The organism is Modestobacter marinus, from assembly GCF_011758655.1.
Lineage (GTDB): Bacteria > Actinomycetota > Actinomycetes > Mycobacteriales > Geodermatophilaceae > Modestobacter > Modestobacter marinus.
Map to the genome: position 1 here is coordinate 2476727 of NZ_JAAMPA010000001.1, position 15366 is coordinate 2492092.

13 protein-coding genes are annotated in these 15366 nt (G+C 74.7%); 8 read left to right on the plus strand and 5 right to left on the minus strand.

What is annotated here, in order from left to right:
- Positions 1-27: 27 nt before the first annotated feature.
- From nucS to FB380_RS11805, 3 genes are all read left to right on the plus strand, one after another.
- The gene (gene nucS, locus FB380_RS11795) at positions 28-699 is read left to right on the plus strand and encodes an endonuclease NucS (RefSeq protein WP_166755208.1); all 672 of its coding nucleotides are present in this window, start codon (positions 28-30) and stop codon (positions 697-699) included.
- A 139-nt stretch (positions 700-838) separates the two neighbouring features.
- Positions 839-2620: a 3-hydroxyacyl-CoA dehydrogenase family protein gene (locus FB380_RS11800; protein WP_166755209.1), complete on the plus strand. Its 1782-nt coding sequence runs from the start codon at positions 839-841 to the stop codon at positions 2618-2620.
- 72 nt (positions 2621-2692) lie between these two features.
- Complete coding sequence (locus FB380_RS11805; protein WP_229682095.1) at positions 2693-2947, plus strand: hypothetical protein; 255 nt, start codon at positions 2693-2695, stop codon at positions 2945-2947.
- Positions 2948-3027: 80 nt separating this feature from the next.
- Here the strand turns inward: FB380_RS11805 and FB380_RS11810 are convergent, their stop codons facing one another.
- The 5 genes from FB380_RS11810 to mce form a co-directional block, all read right to left on the minus strand.
- Positions 3028-3696, minus strand: coding sequence for a class F sortase (locus FB380_RS11810; RefSeq protein ID WP_188959602.1), 669 nt, complete (start codon positions 3694-3696; stop codon positions 3028-3030).
- Positions 3693-4556: a DUF4397 domain-containing protein gene (locus tag FB380_RS11815; RefSeq protein WP_229682094.1), complete on the minus strand. Its 864-nt coding sequence runs from the start codon at positions 4554-4556 to the stop codon at positions 3693-3695. Before FB380_RS11815 ends, FB380_RS11810 begins: the two co-directional genes overlap by 4 nt.
- Positions 4557-4648: 92 nt before the next feature.
- Complete coding sequence (locus tag FB380_RS11820) at positions 4649-5998, minus strand: coiled-coil domain-containing protein (RefSeq protein ID WP_166755211.1); 1350 nt, start codon at positions 5996-5998, stop codon at positions 4649-4651.
- A gap of 79 nt (positions 5999-6077) precedes the next feature.
- Entirely contained in the window at positions 6078-7409 is a 1332-nt protein-coding gene (gene ccrA / locus FB380_RS11825; protein WP_166755212.1) for a crotonyl-CoA carboxylase/reductase, read from the minus strand.
- A gap of 101 nt (positions 7410-7510) precedes the next feature.
- A complete protein-coding gene (gene mce, locus FB380_RS11830) occupies positions 7511-7963 on the minus strand; it encodes a methylmalonyl-CoA epimerase (RefSeq protein ID WP_166755213.1) in 453 nt (150 codons plus the stop codon).
- Between the two features lie 217 nt (positions 7964-8180).
- Here mce and FB380_RS11835 point away from each other — a divergent pair, with 217 nt between their 5' ends.
- The 5 genes from FB380_RS11835 (at position 8181) to icmA (ending at position 15350) form a co-directional block, all read left to right on the plus strand.
- Positions 8181-9386, plus strand: coding sequence for an acetyl-CoA C-acetyltransferase (locus FB380_RS11835; RefSeq protein WP_166755214.1), 1206 nt, complete (start codon positions 8181-8183; stop codon positions 9384-9386).
- Positions 9383-10414 (plus strand): methylmalonyl Co-A mutase-associated GTPase MeaB, encoded by a 1032-nt coding sequence (meaB, locus tag FB380_RS11840; protein ID WP_166755215.1) that lies wholly within the window; start codon positions 9383-9385, stop codon positions 10412-10414. Before FB380_RS11835 ends, meaB begins: the two co-directional genes overlap by 4 nt.
- 23 nt (positions 10415-10437) lie before the next feature.
- Positions 10438-11913 carry a phytoene desaturase family protein gene (locus tag FB380_RS11845; RefSeq protein ID WP_166755216.1) on the plus strand — a complete coding sequence of 492 codons (1476 nt, stop codon included), beginning with the start codon at positions 10438-10440 and terminating at the stop codon, positions 11911-11913.
- Positions 11914-13100: 1187 nt separating this feature from the next.
- Positions 13101-13610, plus strand: coding sequence for a MarR family winged helix-turn-helix transcriptional regulator (locus tag FB380_RS11850; protein ID WP_166755217.1), 510 nt, complete (start codon positions 13101-13103; stop codon positions 13608-13610).
- Positions 13611-13658: 48 nt separating this feature from the next.
- Positions 13659-15350: a coenzyme B12-dependent isobutyryl-CoA mutase large subunit gene (gene icmA, locus FB380_RS11855; protein ID WP_166755218.1), complete on the plus strand. Its 1692-nt coding sequence runs from the start codon at positions 13659-13661 to the stop codon at positions 15348-15350.
- Positions 15351-15366: the final 16 nt, after the last annotated feature.

Consider the following 15366-nt stretch of genomic DNA (forward strand, 5'->3'; position numbering starts at 1 on the left):
CTCCGGCGGCCGGTAGCGTCGACGTCCGTGCGCCTGGTCATTGCCCGCTGCTCCGTGGACTACATCGGGCGGCTCACCGCCCATCTCCCGCCCGCCACCCGGCTGCTGCTGGTCAAGGCCGACGGCTCGGTGTCCATCCACGCCGACGACCGGGCCTACAAGCCGCTGAACTGGATGAGCCCGCCGTGCGCGCTCAAGGACGAGCTCGTCGACGGCGCCGGTACCTGGACGGTCACCAACAAGGCCGGCGAGCAGCTGGTCATCACGATCGAGTCGGTCGAGCACGACTCCCGGCACGACCTCGGGGTCGACCCCGGCCTGCAGAAGGACGGCGTGGAGGCCGACCTGCAGCGCCTGCTCGCGCTGCACGTGGAGACCTTCGGCGCCGGTTGGTCGCTGGTGCGCCGCGAGTACCCGACCGCGATCGGCCCGGTCGACCTGCTCTGCCGGGACGCCGGCGGCGCGACGGTGGCCGTCGAGATCAAGCGCCGCGGCGAGATCGACGGGGTCGAGCAGCTGACCCGCTACCTGGAGCTGCTCAACCGCGACCCGCGGCTGGCGCCGGTCAAGGGCGTCTTCGCCGCCCAGGAGATCAAGCCGCAGGCCCGGGTGCTGGCCGCCGACCGCGGCATCGACTGCCTCACCGTCGACTACGCCGTCCTCAAGGGCACCGACGACCCCTCCCAGCGCCTGTTCTAGGAGGGCCCCGTCGCCCCCCACCACCCGCTCCGCGCGCGGCGGGCCCCTGCGACGGGGCCCCGGCTACCGGCCGGTAGCACCCCGGGAGGCCGGTGGTGGGAAACTGCTCGCGATCACCGGACGGCGGAGGGACGGCACCGTGGCCAGAGAACTGACCGAGGTCGGCGTGGTGGGGCTGGGCACGATGGGCGCCGGCATCGCCGAGGTGCTCGCCCGGGCCGGGCTGTCGGTGACGGCGGTCGAGGTGACCGACGAGGCGCTGGCGCGGGGACGGGCGCACGTCGAGCAGTCGACCGGCAAGGCCGTCGCCCGCGGGAAGCTCGAGGCCGGTGACCGCGACGCCATCCTGTCCCGGATCCGGTTCACCACCGCGATGGAGGACCTCGCCGTCGCCGAGCTGGTCGTGGAGGCCATCCCCGAGCGGATGGAGCTCAAGGCCCAGCTGTTCTCGAAGCTGGACGCGATCTGCCCGCCGGACACCATCCTGGCGACCAACACCTCCAGCCTGTCGGTCACCGAGCTGTCGGTCACCACCGGCCGCCCCGGCAAGGTGATCGGGATGCACTTCTTCAACCCGGCGCCGGTGATGAAGCTGGTCGAGATCGTGCGCACCGTGGTCACCGAGCCCTCGGTCGTCGAGGACGTCGAGGCGCTGGCCGCGCGGCTGGGCAAGATCGACGTGACCATCGGCGACAAGGCGGGGTTCATCGCCAACGCGCTGCTGTTCGGCTACCTCAACCACGCCGTCTCGATGTTCGAGAACCGCTACGCCAGCCGCGAGGACATCGACGCCGCGATGCGGCTGGGCTGCGGCCTGCCGATGGGCCCGCTGGCGCTGATGGACCTCATCGGGATCGACACCGCCTACGAGATCCTCGTGACGATGTACCAGCAGTCGCGCAACCGGCTGCACGCCCCCGCGCCGATCATCAAGCAGATGATGACCGCCGGGCTGCTGGGCCGGAAGAGCGGCCGCGGCTTCTACACCTACGCCGGCCGCGACTCCGCCGAGGTCGTCCCGGACGCCGCGACGCCGGCCACCGGCGGCGCCGCCGAGGGGGCGCGCCCGGTCCGCAGCGTGGGCGTCGTGGGCTCCGGGACCATGGCCGTCGGGATCGTCGAGGTGGTCGCCAAGGCCGGCTACGACGTCACCTTCGTCGCCCGCACCGTGGACAAGGTCGAGGCCGTGCAGCACGCGCTGACCCGGTCGCTGGACAAGCAGGTCGCCCGCGGCCGGCTGGAGGAGGCCGAGCGGGACGCCGCGCTCGCCCGGGTCACCGGCTCGGCCCGGCTCGACGACCTCGCCGACGCCGACCTGGTCATCGAGGCCGTGGTCGAGCACCTGGGCGTCAAGCAGGCCCTGTTCGCCGCGCTCGGGGACATCGCCAAGGCCGGCGCGGTGCTCGCCACCACCACCTCCAGCCTGCCGGTCATCGAGTGCGCGAAGGCCAGCGAGCGCCCCGGCGACGTCGTCGGCCTGCACTTCTTCAACCCCGCGCCGGTGATGAAGCTGGTCGAGGTGGTCTCGACGATCGCCACCGAACCCGACGTCGCCGCCACCGCGCACGCGCTCTGCGCGCAGCTGGGCAAGCACGCGGTGTCCTGCACCGACCGCGCCGGGTTCGTCGTCAACGCGCTGCTGTTCCCCTACCTCAACGACGCGGTCAAGATGCTGGAGGCGCACTACGCCACCGCCGACGACATCGACGCCGCGATGAAGGTCGGCTGCGGCTACCCGATGGGCCCCTTCGAGCTGCTGGACGTCGTCGGCCTGGACGTCGCCCTGGCGATCGAGCGGGAGCTGTACACGGAGTTCCGCGAGCCCGGGTTCGCCCCCGCGCCGCTGCTCGAGCACCTGGTCACCGCCGGTTACCTGGGCCGCAAGGCCGGCCGCGGCTTCCGCGACCACGCGAACCGCTGACCGGTGCCGCGCCGAGGGGGCTCACGGCGTGGTCCGGGCCGCGCCCGGACCACGCAGCCGGGGCGTGGGCCGGTGGCGGCCCGGCAGCCGGTCGAGGAGGCCTCCGACGGCGACTGGGTGGTGCGGCCGCTCACCGGGGCCGGCAGCGACAAGAGCTACCGCTGCCCGGGGTGTGACCAGCTGATCCCGCCCCGGACGCCGCACGTGGTCACCTGGCCGGCCTACGCCCGGGACTCCGACCTGGACCCGTGGGACACCGACTCGGCCGCCGACTGGCGCCGGCACTGGCACACCGTGTGCTGGCGGGCCCGCGGCCGCCGGCGCTGAGAAAGGACCCCGGTGCCCCCCACCACTCGCACGCTCGCGGCGGGCCCCTGCACCGGGGCCGGAGGGCGGGTGCCGCCGGCTCAGGTGGCGGTCGCTAGGACGACGACGTTGTCGGTGTAGCTGCGGCGCGAGCGGTCGAAGTCGCCGCCGCAGGTGACCAGCCGGAGCTCGGCCCCGGTCGTCGGGCCGTAGACCTCCTCGGTGGGGAAGTCGTCCTTGGGGTGGGCGGCCACCCGGGTCACCGTGAACGTCACCGGCCGGCCGTCGCTGCCGGTGACGACCACCTCGTCTCCCGCGGTCAGCTCCGCCAGCCGGGAGAACACCCCCGGGCCGGTGTGGTCGTCGACGTGCCCGGTGAGCACCGCCGGGCCCACCTCGCCGGGCACCGGTCCGGCGGCGAACCAGCCGGCCTGGGCGACGTCCGCCGGGGGCAGCAGGGCGCCGGCGTCGTCGACCCCGATCGGGACGAGGTCGGTGTCCACGCCGATCGCGGCGATGCGCAGCCCGGCCGGGGCCGCGACCGTGCGGCCCGCCGCCGCCACGGACCCCGCTGACCCAGGGGACTCCGCTGTGGCGCCGAGGGCCACCGGTGCGGGCGGTGAGGCGACCGCGGGGGCGCGCGCGGCGTCGGACGGCTGGTCCACGAGGGCCGCGCCGCCGGCGACGACGGCCACCACCAGCAGTGCTGCCCGCAGCACCGCCGACCCGGGCCGGGTGCGCCGGCCGGACCGGCTCGTCGGTGTAGTCATCGCCGGCCGGTCCGGATCTCACGGACGCGGTACTGGCCGGCGGCCAGCAGCAGGGCGGTGAGCGAGAGGACGGCGAGCGCGGTGCGGCCGACCGGCAGCCCGTCGTCCGTCGCGGTGCCACCGCCGCCGGCCTCCACGCCACCGACCGGCACGACGCCGGGGCCGGCGGCGTCCAGCACGGTCGTCACGCTGAGCCCACCCCCCTCGCGGTCCAGGACGAGCACGGTCTGGACGGACCCGGCGGCGAGGTCGACGGGCAGCTCGGCGGGGGCGCCGTCGTCACCGGTCACGGTGAGCGTGCCGGCGCCCGCGGGCACGTCGACGGGGTCGGTCGAGCCGGGGAAGGCCAGGTCGGTGGCGAGCACGGTGCCCCCGCCGAGCGCGACGTCCAGCGGGGAGCCGGTCGCGGCGGCGTCCAGCACCCGGACGCGGGCGGACCCGGTCGGCGGCGACGTGAGGTCGTCGGTCAGGACGGCGAGGCCCAGGTCGGCGAAGAGCCCGACGCCGGCCACCGTGGTCGCGCTCCCGGGGGCCACGGTGAGCGTGGTGGACAGCACCGGAGGACTGCCCGGGTCCGCCCCGGCCGCGCGGGCGCTCACCGTGTACCTGCCCGCCGGCACGCGCTGGTACGGGGAGACCTCGCCGTAGCCGACCGCGGGCAGCACGACCTCCGCGTCCGGCTCGGACACCGGGTCGACGGTGACGTCGACCGAGGGGGTGTCCGGGGAGAGGTGCGCCGTCCTCACCAGGCCGCTGTCCGCCGCCGGTGCGGCGGCCGCCCCCGCGGCGAGGGGCAGGCCGAGCGCGCACAGGCCGGCGCTGAGCACGGCGAGCAGCGCGCTCCGGGACAGCCGGGACACGGTGCTCCTCTCCGGTGGTGGTCGGTCGCCTCGACCTCCCGCAGCGCGGGCGGGGTGCGCCGGAGAGGGCCGTCGAGGAGCAGAGGCTGCGGTCAGCCCCGGTGGGCCGGCGGCGGACCACCCTGACCGGCCGGCACGGCCGGGGTCGGCTGGACCCGCGTGACCGGACCGCGGGCCGGGACCGGTGGCGTCTGCCGCACGCCGGGCTGGGGCCGCTGCTGCGGCGCCTCGGCCGCGGGCTGCTCCGCCGTCGTCCGGTCCGCACCCGGTGCCTGCTGCTGGGTCGGGTGGGCCGGGGCCGGCGTCCGGACCGGCTGCTGGGCGCCGCCCGTGGGCACCGACTGGGCCGGGACCGACTGCGTCTGCGCGGCCTGGACCGGGACGGCCTGGGTCTCGGTGGGCGCGGGCTGGCTGGCCTGGGTCTGGGCGGCCGCCGGCTCCGCGGCGGGCGGCGCGGCCGGACGCTCCGGGGCGCTGGGCTGCTCCTCGGTGGCGGGGCCGGCGTCGGACGGCCGGTCCGGCGCGGAGTCGGCAGCGGACGGCGCCGCCTCGGGCTGCTGCACCGGCTCGGCCGGGGCCGCCGGCCGGGCGTCCTCGGCCTGCGGCACCTGGTCGGAGAGGTCGGGCAGCCGGCCCAGCAGGGTGCGCACGTCGGCCAGCCGGCGGGTCAGGTCGTCCCGGACCGCCCGGATCGCCGCCGCCGAGGCCTCGGCCTCGGTGAGGGTGTGGTGGGCCCGCTCGTCGGCCTCGGCGATCCGCTGCTGGGCGGCGGCGATCGACGTCTGCTCGCGCTCCTGCTCCAGCCGGGCGGCCTCGCTGCGGCGGGCCCGCTGGGCGATCTCGAAGTCCTGCTCGGCCTTGGCGCGGCGGCCCTGGGAGTCGGCGTCGAGCCGGGCCACCCGCTCCTGCGCCTTGGTGACCAGCTCGTCGGCGCGGGACTGGGCGACCGCGGCGATCTGCTCGGCGTGCTGCCGTGCCTCGGCGACCAGGCGTTCCGCCTCGGCCCGGCTGGCGGCCGAGCGCTCCCCGAGGGCCCGCTCCTCGCCGGCGATCCGCTCCCGGATCGCCTCGGCCTCCGCGGCCACGGCGGCCTGCAGCTGGGCGGCCTGCTCCTCGGCCGAGCGCCGGATCTCCGCCGCCTCGTCCTGCGCGAGCTGCAGCATGTTGGAGATGCGCTCGCCCATGTTCTCGAACGTGGGTGCGCTGGCACTGGCGGCCCGGCGCCGCAACGACTCGACCTCGCCGTGCAGCGCCTGGAGCTGACGGGCGAGGTCGGCCGACCGGGCCACGGCGGCGTCCCGGTCGGCCAGCGCCACCCCGAGGTCGGCGTCCAGGCTGGCCAGCGTCTCGGCGACCTGGTTGCGGTCGTACCCCTTGCGCACCACGTCGAAGGTGGGGCCGCCGTCGCGGTAACCGAACTCGTCGTCGCGGGGGTCGCTCATGACCTCATCCTCGCATTGATCCCGCGGCGCAGTCAGCGTGTCGGGGGCAGCACCCAGGGAACTCCCAGGTCGACGCGGTTCACACGTCGCGGAAGCGGTTGATCGCCGCCAGGTGCCGCTCCCGCTTGGCGTGGTCCCGCACGCCCAGGCCCTCCTCCGGGGCGAGGGTCAGCACGCCGACCTTGCCCTGGTGCAGGTTGCGGTGGACGTCGTAGGCGGCCTGGCCGACGTCGTCCATGGCGTAGGTCTTGGACAGCGTCGGGTGGATCAGGCCCCGGTCGATCAGCCGGTTGGCCTCCCAGGCCTCGCGGTAGTTGGCGAAGTGCGAGCCGACGATCCGCTTGAGGTTCATCCAGAGGTAGCGGTTGTCGTAGGAGTGCAGGAACCCGCTGGTGGAGGCGCAGGTGACGATCGTGCCGCCCTTCTTGGCGACGTAGACGCTGGCGCCGAAGGTCTCCCGGCCGGGGTGCTCGAAGACGATGTCGGCGTCGTCCCCGCCGGTCAGCTCGCGGATCCTCGCCCCCAGCCGCTGCCACTCGCGCGGGTCCTGGGTCTCCTCGTCCTTCCAGAACCGGTACTGCTCCGCGGACCGGTCGATGACCAGCTCGGCGCCCATCGACCGCACGATCTCGGCCTTCTCCGGGCTGCTGACGACGCAGACCGGGATGGCGCCGCCGTTGAGCGCCAGCTGGGTGGCGTAGGAGCCGAGCCCGCCGGAGGCACCCCAGATCAGGACGACGTCGCCCTGCTTCATGTTCGCGCCGTTGTGGCTGACCAGCTGCCGGTAGGCGGTGGAGTTGACCAGCCCCGGGCTGGCCGCCTCCTCCCAGGTCAGGTGCGCCGGCTTGGGCATCAGCTGGTTGCTCTTGACCAGGGACAGCTCGGCCAGGCCGCCGAAGTTCGTCTCGAAGCCCCAGATCCGCTGCTGCGGGTCCATCATCGTGTCGTCGTGGCCGGCCGGGTCCTCCAGCTCGACGGACAGGCAGTGGGCGACGACCTCGTCGCCGGGCTTCCACTTGTTGACCCCGGGGCCGACCGCGATCACGACGCCGGCGAGGTCCGAGCCCACCACGTGGTAGGGCAGGTCGTGCTTGCGGGTCAGGTCGTTGAGCCGGCCGTAGCGGGCGAGGAAGCCGAAGGTCGAGACCGGCTCGAAGATCGACGTCCAGACGGTGTTGTAGTTGACCGAGGAGGCCATCACCGCGACCAGCGCCTCGCCCGGCCCGATCTCCGGGGTGGGCACCTCCTCGACGTGCAGCGCCTTGCGGGGGTCCTTGTCCTTGGTGGGCAGGCCGTCGAACATGTGCTGCTCGTCCTTACGCACCAGCACGGCGCGGTAGGACCCCGGTGTCGGGAGCCCTCCGATCGCGTCGAGCTGGTCGGCGAGGACGGCGTCCCTGATCTGGTCCATGCGTGCGCTCCCGGGTCGTCGTTGGCTCGGAGGGTGCAGTGCGGTGGCCGGAGGTTACTGGCGGGTAGCTCCGGCTGACCAGGGTGTGTGACCCAGGCAACTCATCCGTGCGGAGCGGGCTCGACCAGCTCGACGAGCACCCCGCCGGTGTCCTTGGGGTGCACGAAGTTCACCCGGCTGCCCGACGTGCCGCGCCGGGGGGCGTCGTAGAGCAGGCGCATCCCGCGCTCGCGCAGGGTGGCGCTCGCCGCCTCCAGGTCCGCGACCCGGAACGCCAGCTGCTGCATCCCGGGGCCGGAGCGGTCGATGAACTTCGCGATCGTCGACTCCGGCGTCAGCGGCGCGAGCAGCTGGATGCGCGTCTCGCCGTCGCCGACGGCGAGCATCGCCTCGCGCACGCCCTGCTCCTCGTTGGCCTCCTCGTGGACCGAGTGGATGCCGAAGGTGGCTGCGTAGAAGGCGATCGCCTCGTCCAGGTCGGGCACGGCGATGCCGACGTGGTCGATCGTGGTGAACAGGCCGGTGTGCGCGTCGTCGGGCACGGCAGGGGTCATGCCGCGCATCCTCCCGCCGCCGGCCGGCCACCGGCAGCCGGTTGTGACCGGCTTCACGCCGATGTCGTGGCCCCGGTCACCGGTCCGGCACCACCGGAGGGCGTGAGCCCTATCCTGACCACAGCCCGTGGTGTCCCGATGGTCTGTCCCGAGGGACCACGCGGTGTCCTGCCGAGACGGTCGCCAAGGGCGGTGACCGGGAGTTCCTGGAGCCTCGATGAGCCAGCCCGCACCCACCCGTTCCGTGATCGTCGGGGGCGCCCGCACCCCGATGGGCCGCCTGCTCGGCTCGCTGAAGGACTTCTCCGCCGCCGACCTGGGCGGGGTGGCGATCAAGGCAGCGCTGGAGCGCGCCGGCATCACCGGCGACCAGGTCGACTACGTGATCATGGGCCACGTCATCCAGGCCGGCGCCGGCCAGAACCCCGCCCGGCCCGCCGCCGTCGCCGGGGGCATCCCGATGTCGGTGCCCTCCTTCACGCTGAACAAGGTCTGCCTCTCCGGCATGGACGCGATCGCCCTGGCCGACCAGCTGATCCGGGCCGGCGAGTTCGAGGTCGTGGTCGCCGGCGGCATGGAGTCGATGACCCAGGCGCCGCACCTGCTGCCCACCTCGCGCACCGGCACCAAGTACGGCGACGCGACGCTCGTCGACGCGATGGCCCACGACGGGCTCACCGACACCTTCGACCAGGTGGCCATGGGCGCGCTCACCGAGCAGGCCAACAGCCGCTACGGGCTCACCCGGGAGGAGCAGGACGCCTTCGCCGCCGCCAGCCACCAGAAGGCGGCCGCGGCGCAGAAGAACGGCCTGTTCGACGACGAGATCACCCCCGTGCTCATCCCGCAGCGCAAGGGCGACCCGATCGAGTTCCGCGAGGACGAGGGCATCCGCCCCGACACCACCGCCGAGAGCCTGGCCCGGCTCAAGCCGGCGTTCTCGAAGGACGGCACGATCACCGCCGCCACGTCCTCGCAGATCTCCGACGGCGCCTGCGCGGTCGTGGTCATGTCCGCGGCCAAGGCCGCGGAGCTGGGGCTGACCGTCCTCGCCGAGATCGGCGCGCACGGCGTCGTCGCCGGGCCCGACGCGACGCTGCAGAGCCAGCCCTCGCGGGCGATCGCCAAGGCCTGCGCCCGGGAGGGCATCGACCCCGCCGACCTGGACCTGGTCGAGCTCAACGAGGCGTTCGCCGCCGTCGGCATCGTCTCCACCCGCGAGCTGGCGGTCGACCCGGAGAAGGTCAACCCCAACGGCGGGGCCATCGCGCTGGGCCACCCGATCGGGATGAGCGGTGCGCGGATCGTGCTGCACCTGGTCCTGGAGCTGGGCCGCCGTGGTGGCGGGGTCGGTGCCGCCGCGCTGTGCGGCGGCGGAGGCCAGGGCGACGCGCTCGTCCTGCACGTGCCCGCCCGGGCGTGACCCCCGAGCCCGAGGGCACTGCCGTCCAGGCACCGGCCGCCGCCGTCCCGTCGGGGCGGCGGGGCCGGCGGGCGGCCGACGTCGGCACGCTGGTCGCCCGCGCCCGCGAGGGGGACGCCCGCTCGGTGGCCCGGCTGATCTCCCTGGTCGAGGACGCCAGCCCGCTGCTGCGCGAGGTCGCCGCCGCGCTGGCCCCGCACACCGGCCGGGCCCGCGTCCTGGGGCTCACCGGCCCGCCCGGGGTGGGCAAGTCGACCACGACGACGGCGCTGGTCCGCGCCTTCCGCCGGGCCGGCCAGCGGGTCGGGGTGCTGGCGGTCGACCCGTCGTCCCCGTTCTCCGGCGGCGCCCTGCTCGGCGACCGGGTGCGGATGCAGGACCACGCCGGGGACAGCGGCGTCTACATCCGCTCGATGGCCTCCCGCGGCCACCTCGGCGGGCTGGCCTGGGCGACGCCCCAGGCGCTGCGGGTGCTCGACGCGGCGGGCTGCGACGTCGTCCTGGTCGAGACCGTCGGGGTCGGGCAGTCGGAGCTGGAGGTCGCCTCGCTGGCCGACACGACGCTGGTGCTGCTGGCGCCGGGGATGGGCGACGGGATCCAGGCGGCCAAGGCCGGCATCCTTGAGGTCGCCGACGTCTTCGTCGTCAACAAGGCCGACCGGGACGGCGCCGACCAGACGGTGCGCGACCTGCGGGCGATGCTGTCCCTCGGTGGCCGGCACGCCGGGCCCGGGGCCTGGCGCCCGCCGATCGTGAAGACCGTCGCCTCCCGCGACACCGACAACGGGGTCGACGACGTGCTGGCCCGGCTCGCCGAGCACGGGGAGTGGCTGGCGGCCTCCGGGGAGGGGCGTCGGCGCCGGGTCGAGCGCGCCGCCCGCGAGGTCGAGGCGATCGCGGTCGCGGGGCTGCGGGAGCGGATGGGCGACGTCTCCGGTTCCGCGGCGCTCGGTGCGCTGGCCGAGCAGGTGGTCGCGGGGGAGACCGACCCCTACCGCGCGGCCGACGAGCTCATCGCGCAGCTCTAGGGGCTGGCGGGCAGGATGGCGGCGTGAACGGGACCCCGGATGCCGTCGTCGTCGGAGCCGGACCCAACGGGCTGGCGGGTGCGCTGCGGCTGGCCGCGGCCGGGCTGTCGGTGCGGGTGGTCGAACGCGGCGACCGGGCCGGGGGCGGGCTGCGCACCGAGGAGGTGACGCTGCCCGGCTACCGGCACGACATCTGCGCCTCGGTGCACCCGATGGCTGCCACCGCACCGTTCTTCCGCGAGTTCGACCTCGCCTCCCGCGGGGTCCGGCTGCTCCAGCCGGAGATCAACTTCGCCCATCCGCTGGAGGGTGGCCGCGCGGCGCTCTCCCACCACTCGCTGGAGCAGACCGCCGCCGGGCTGGGCCGCGACGAGCGCGGCTACCGCCGGCTCTTCGGGCCGCTGCTGCGCCAGGCCGACGAGATCACCGACTTCTTCCTCACCTCGGCGTTCCGGCGCCTCCCGCCGGTCACGAGCTTCGCCGGGGTCGCGGGCTTCGGGCTGCAGGGGCTGCCCAGCGTCGGCTGGCTGGCCCGCCGGTACTTCGACGACGAGGAGGCGCAGGCGCTGATCGCCGGTGCCGCCGCGCACGGGATGCTCGACCTCAGCCGCCCGCTCACGGCGGCGCTCGGCATGTTCCTGGGGATGATGAGCCACCACAACGGGTGGCCGCTCATCGAGGGCGGTTCGCAGCAGCTGGCCGACGCGATGGTCACCGCGCTGGAGCAGCAGGGCGGCGAGGTGGTCACCGGCCACGAGGTCACCGACCTGCGCGAGTTCGACGGCGTCCCGGCCGTGCTGCTGGACACCTCGCCCAGCGCGTTCGTCGCGATGGCCGGCAACCGGGTCTCCGACGGCTACCGGCGCTGGGTGAAGCGGTACAAGCACGGGCCCGGGGTGTTCAAGGTCGACTGGGCGCTGTCCGAGCCGGTGCCGTGGACGAACCCCGAGGTCCGCCGGGCCGGCACCGTGCACGTCGCCGGCACGATGGAGGAGACGATCGCCGGGGAGGCGGCGCCGGCCGCCGGGCGGGTCTCGGACGCGCCCTACGTGCTAGCCGTGCAGCCCACGGTCGTCGACCCCTCCCGCGCGCCGGACGGCGGGCACGTCTTCTGGGCCTACGTGCACGTGCCGCACGGCTCGACCGTCGACATGACCGAGGCGATCGAGGCGCAGGTCGAGCGGTTCGCCCCGGGCTTCCGCGACACGATCCTGGCCCGGCACACCATGCACGCCGGGGAGATGCAGCACTGGAACCCCAACGACGTGGGCGGGGACATCTCCAACGGCGAGGCGTCGCTGCGGCAGATGCTCGCCCGCCCGGTGCCCCGGTGGAACACCTACAAGACCCCGGTGCGCGGCACCTACCTGGCGTCGTCGGCCACCCCGCCCGGGCCCGCGGTGCACGGCCACTGCGGCGACAACGCCGCCCGGGTCGCCCTGCGCGAGGTCTTCGGCATCCGGGACGCCCCGCCGCTCCGCCCCGCCCCGCCCGCCTGACCCCGGCTCGCCCGCCACCCGCGGTGAGATGCGGCTGGGTGTGGTGTCCGACCCCCGGGACACCACACTCCGACGTCGTCCCCGGTGCTCGGCGAGATGCGGCTGGTGGCGGTGTCCCGCCACCGGGATGCCGCAGATCGACGGTTCTCGGTGTCAGGCGACCAGTGCGGCGGCGATGCGGGAGAGCAGTTGATCGGGGCGGTGCAGGTCGGCCGCGGTGACGAAGAGGACCCGCCAGCCGGCGGCCAGCAGCCGGTTGAGCCGCTGGCGGTCCGCCGCGAACTGGCCCGGTTCCCCGTGCCAGAGCCCGTCGTACTCCAGCCAGCCGCTGCTCCGGCCAGGCGAAGTCCACGCGGGCCACGAAGCGGCCGCCGGCGCGGACGGTGAACTGTGCGACCGGCTCGGGGAGGAGGGAGTCGGCGATCAGCAGTCGCACCCGGGTCTCCTGCGGTGACCCGGCGAGCCCGTCGGCCAGCCGCAGCACCTCCCGCACCGAACGGCAGTCGCGACCGGTCAGCGGCGCGGCGGCGCTGCGGGCTCGGCCGAGGTCGACGACCCCCGCGGCGGCGAACTGGTCGACCAGCGCAACGGCCTCACCGAGCGGGCGGGCGCGGGCCAGGTCGAGCGCCGTCCGGATCGGCGAGGTCACCGGCACGCCGCGCAGCAGCCGGACCTCCGACGGACTGACCGCGGTGCGCCGCGCCCGTAGCCCACGGGTGGTCCCGGCCCGGGACGCGGCCGGGAGCAGCAGCTCGATGTCGTCGACCGGTCCGGCCATCGGCACGCCCCACCAGGTGGCCGCACTGCGGCCGGCGACCACGGAACCGGGGAGCAGCAGGCAGGCTGCGGCCCTGGCCCGGAGGTGGTGGGTGAGCGGGAGGCTGGCGCAGGCATAGACGTCGGGGAAGAGCCGCACCCAGGCGAGGCTGCGCAGCTGGGCAGTCGTCAGGTGGCCGTCGCGAACGGCCGCCGAGCCGCGGAACAGGCGTCCGTGCAGCGCCGGAGGCCGGCTGGGCTGGGGTGGCACCGCCGCAGCCTGCCGTCCGGTGGCGCTGCCGCGCTGACGTCGTCCACAGACGGACGGCGAGACGCGGTTGATCGCGGTGTCCGCGGGTCGGATGCCGCAGCCAGGCGCTTCTCGGCGGCCGCCACGGGGGTGCGGCGGGGGAGAACTAGCCTCTGGGGCCATGGTGCGACCGCTGGGCCTGCCCTTCGACCCGATCGAGCGCGCCGCGCAGAGCTGGGAGCAGCACTTCGGGCCGGCGGCCTCGATGCGGGCGGCCACCAGCGTCTTCCGGGTGCAGCAGATCCTGCTGGCCCGGTTCGACGAGGCGCTCAAGCCGCACGGGCTCACCTTCGCCCGCTACGAGGTGCTGGTGCTGCTGACCTTCTCCCGCACCGGGCAGCTGCCGCTCAAGGTCATCGGCAGCCGGCTGATGGTGCACCCGACCAGCGTCACCAACGCGATCGAGCGGCTGGTCGCGGCCGGCTACGTGGAGCGGCGGCCCAACCCCGCCGACGGTCGCGGGGTGCTCGCCGCGATCACCGACGCCGGGCGGGACGTCGTCCCGCGGGCGACCGAGGCGCTGACCGGTCAGGACTTCGGGCTGGCCGACCTGCCCGAGGCCGAGCTGGACGTGCTGTTCGACGTGCTGAAGAAGGTCCGTCTCGGCGCGGGGGACGTCGCCGGCGACTGACCGTGTCGGGGGTGGCCGCAAAGTAGTTGGACGTCCTAGCATCTGGTCATGACGGAGCAGCCGGGCAACGAGGCCCGCAGCCGGTGGCAGCAGCGCTACGACGCGGCCCTGGCCGCCGGGCGGGTGCGGGACGCGGACTTCACCACGCTCTCCGGGCTGGAGGTCGACCCCGCCTACGGGCCGGCCGACGAGACCGCCGTCCCCGGCTTCGACCGGATCGGCTGGCCCGGCGAGTTCCCGTTCACCCGCGGGCTGCACGCCACCGGCTACCGCGGGCGGGCCTGGACGATCCGTCAGTTCGCCGGCTTCGGCAACGCCCGGCAGACCAACGAGCGGTTCCGGTCGCTGCTGGCCGAGGGCGGGGGCGGGCTGTCGGTCGCCTTCGACATGCCGACCCTGATGGGCCGGGACTCCGACGACCCGCGCGCGCTCGGCGAGGTCGGGCACTGCGGGGTCGCGATCGACTCCGCGGCGGACATGGACGTGCTGTTCGACGGCATCCCGCTGGAGCAGACGACGACGTCGATGACGATCAGCGGGCCCGCCGTCCCGGTGTTCTGCATGTACCTGGTCGCCGCCGAGCGTCAGGGCGCCGACCTCGCGAAGCTGGACGGCACGCTGCAGACCGACATCTTCAAGGAGTACATCGCGCAGAAGGAGTGGCTGTTCGCCCCCGAGCCGCACCTGCGGCTGATCGGCGACCTGATGGAGTACTGCGCGCACCAGATCCCGGCCTACAAGCCGATCTCGGTGTCCGGGTACCACATCCGTGAGGCCGGCTCGACCGCCGCGCAGGAGCTGGCGTACACGCTCGCCGACGGGTTCGCCTACGTCGAGCTGGGGCTCTCCCGCGGGCTGGACGTCGACGTCTTCGCCCCCGGCCTGTCCTTCTTCTTCGACGCGCACATCGACTTCTTCGAGGAGATCGCCAAGTTCCGGGCCGCCCGGCGGATCTGGGCCCGCTGGCTCCGCGACGTCTACGGTGCCCGCACCGACAAGGCCCAGCAGTTGCGCTTCCACACCCAGACCGCCGGGGTCTCGCTCACCGCCCAGCAGCCGGACAACAACGTCGTCCGGACGGCGGTCGAGGCCCTGGCCGCGGTGCTGGGGGGCACCAACTCGCTGCACACCAACGCCCTGGACGAGGTGCTCGCGCTGCCCAGCGCGAAGGCCGCGCAGATCGCGCTGCGCACCCAGCAGGTGATCGCCGAGGAGACCGGGGTGCTCAACGTGGCCGACCCGCTGGGCGGCTCCTGGTACGTCGAGGCGCTGACCGACGAGCTGGAACGGCAGGCGGAGGGGGTGTTCACCCGGATCCGCGAGATGGGCAGCGACGGCACGATGACCGCCGGCATCCTGCGCGGCATCGAGGACGGCTGGTTCACCGGCGAGATCGCCGAGGCCGCCTTCGTCTACCAGCGGGCGCTGGAGAAGGGCGAGAAGAAGGTCGTCGGCGTCAACACGCTCACCGGGGCCGGCAGCGCCGCCGACGACCTGGAGATCCTCCGGGTGAGCCACCAGGTGGAGACCGACCAGCGGGCCGAGCTGGCCGGCCGGCGGCAGAGCCGGGACGACGCCGCGGCGCGCGCCGCCGTCGCCCGGATGGTCGAGGTGGCCCGGACCGAGGAGAACATGGTGCCGGCCATGCTCGAGGCCGCCCGGGCGGAGGCCACGCTGGGCGAGATCTGCGACGCGCTGCGCGCCGAGTGGGGCACGTACACCGAGGCCGCCCGGTTCTGACCGGCTCCCGGGGCGG

Bases quoted from the DNA above. Each gene is read 5' to 3' on its own strand.
- FB380_RS11820 (WP_166755211.1), bottom strand. From the start codon at position 5,998: ATGAGCGACCCCCGCGACGACGAGTTCGGTTACCGCGACGGCGGCCCC.
- ccrA (WP_166755212.1), bottom strand. From the start codon at position 7,409: ATGGACCAGATCAGGGACGCCGTCCTCGCCGACCAGCTCGACGCGATC.
- FB380_RS11810 (WP_188959602.1), bottom strand. From the start codon at position 3,696: ATGACTACACCGACGAGCCGGTCCGGCCGGCGCACCCGGCCCGGGTCG.
- FB380_RS11850 (WP_166755217.1), top strand. From the start codon at position 13,101: ATGGTGCGACCGCTGGGCCTGCCCTTCGACCCGATCGAGCGCGCCGCG.
- icmA (WP_166755218.1), top strand. From the start codon at position 13,659: ATGACGGAGCAGCCGGGCAACGAGGCCCGCAGCCGGTGGCAGCAGCGC.
- mce (WP_166755213.1), bottom strand. From the start codon at position 7,963: ATGACCCCTGCCGTGCCCGACGACGCGCACACCGGCCTGTTCACCACG.
- FB380_RS11835 (WP_166755214.1), top strand. From the start codon at position 8,181: ATGAGCCAGCCCGCACCCACCCGTTCCGTGATCGTCGGGGGCGCCCGC.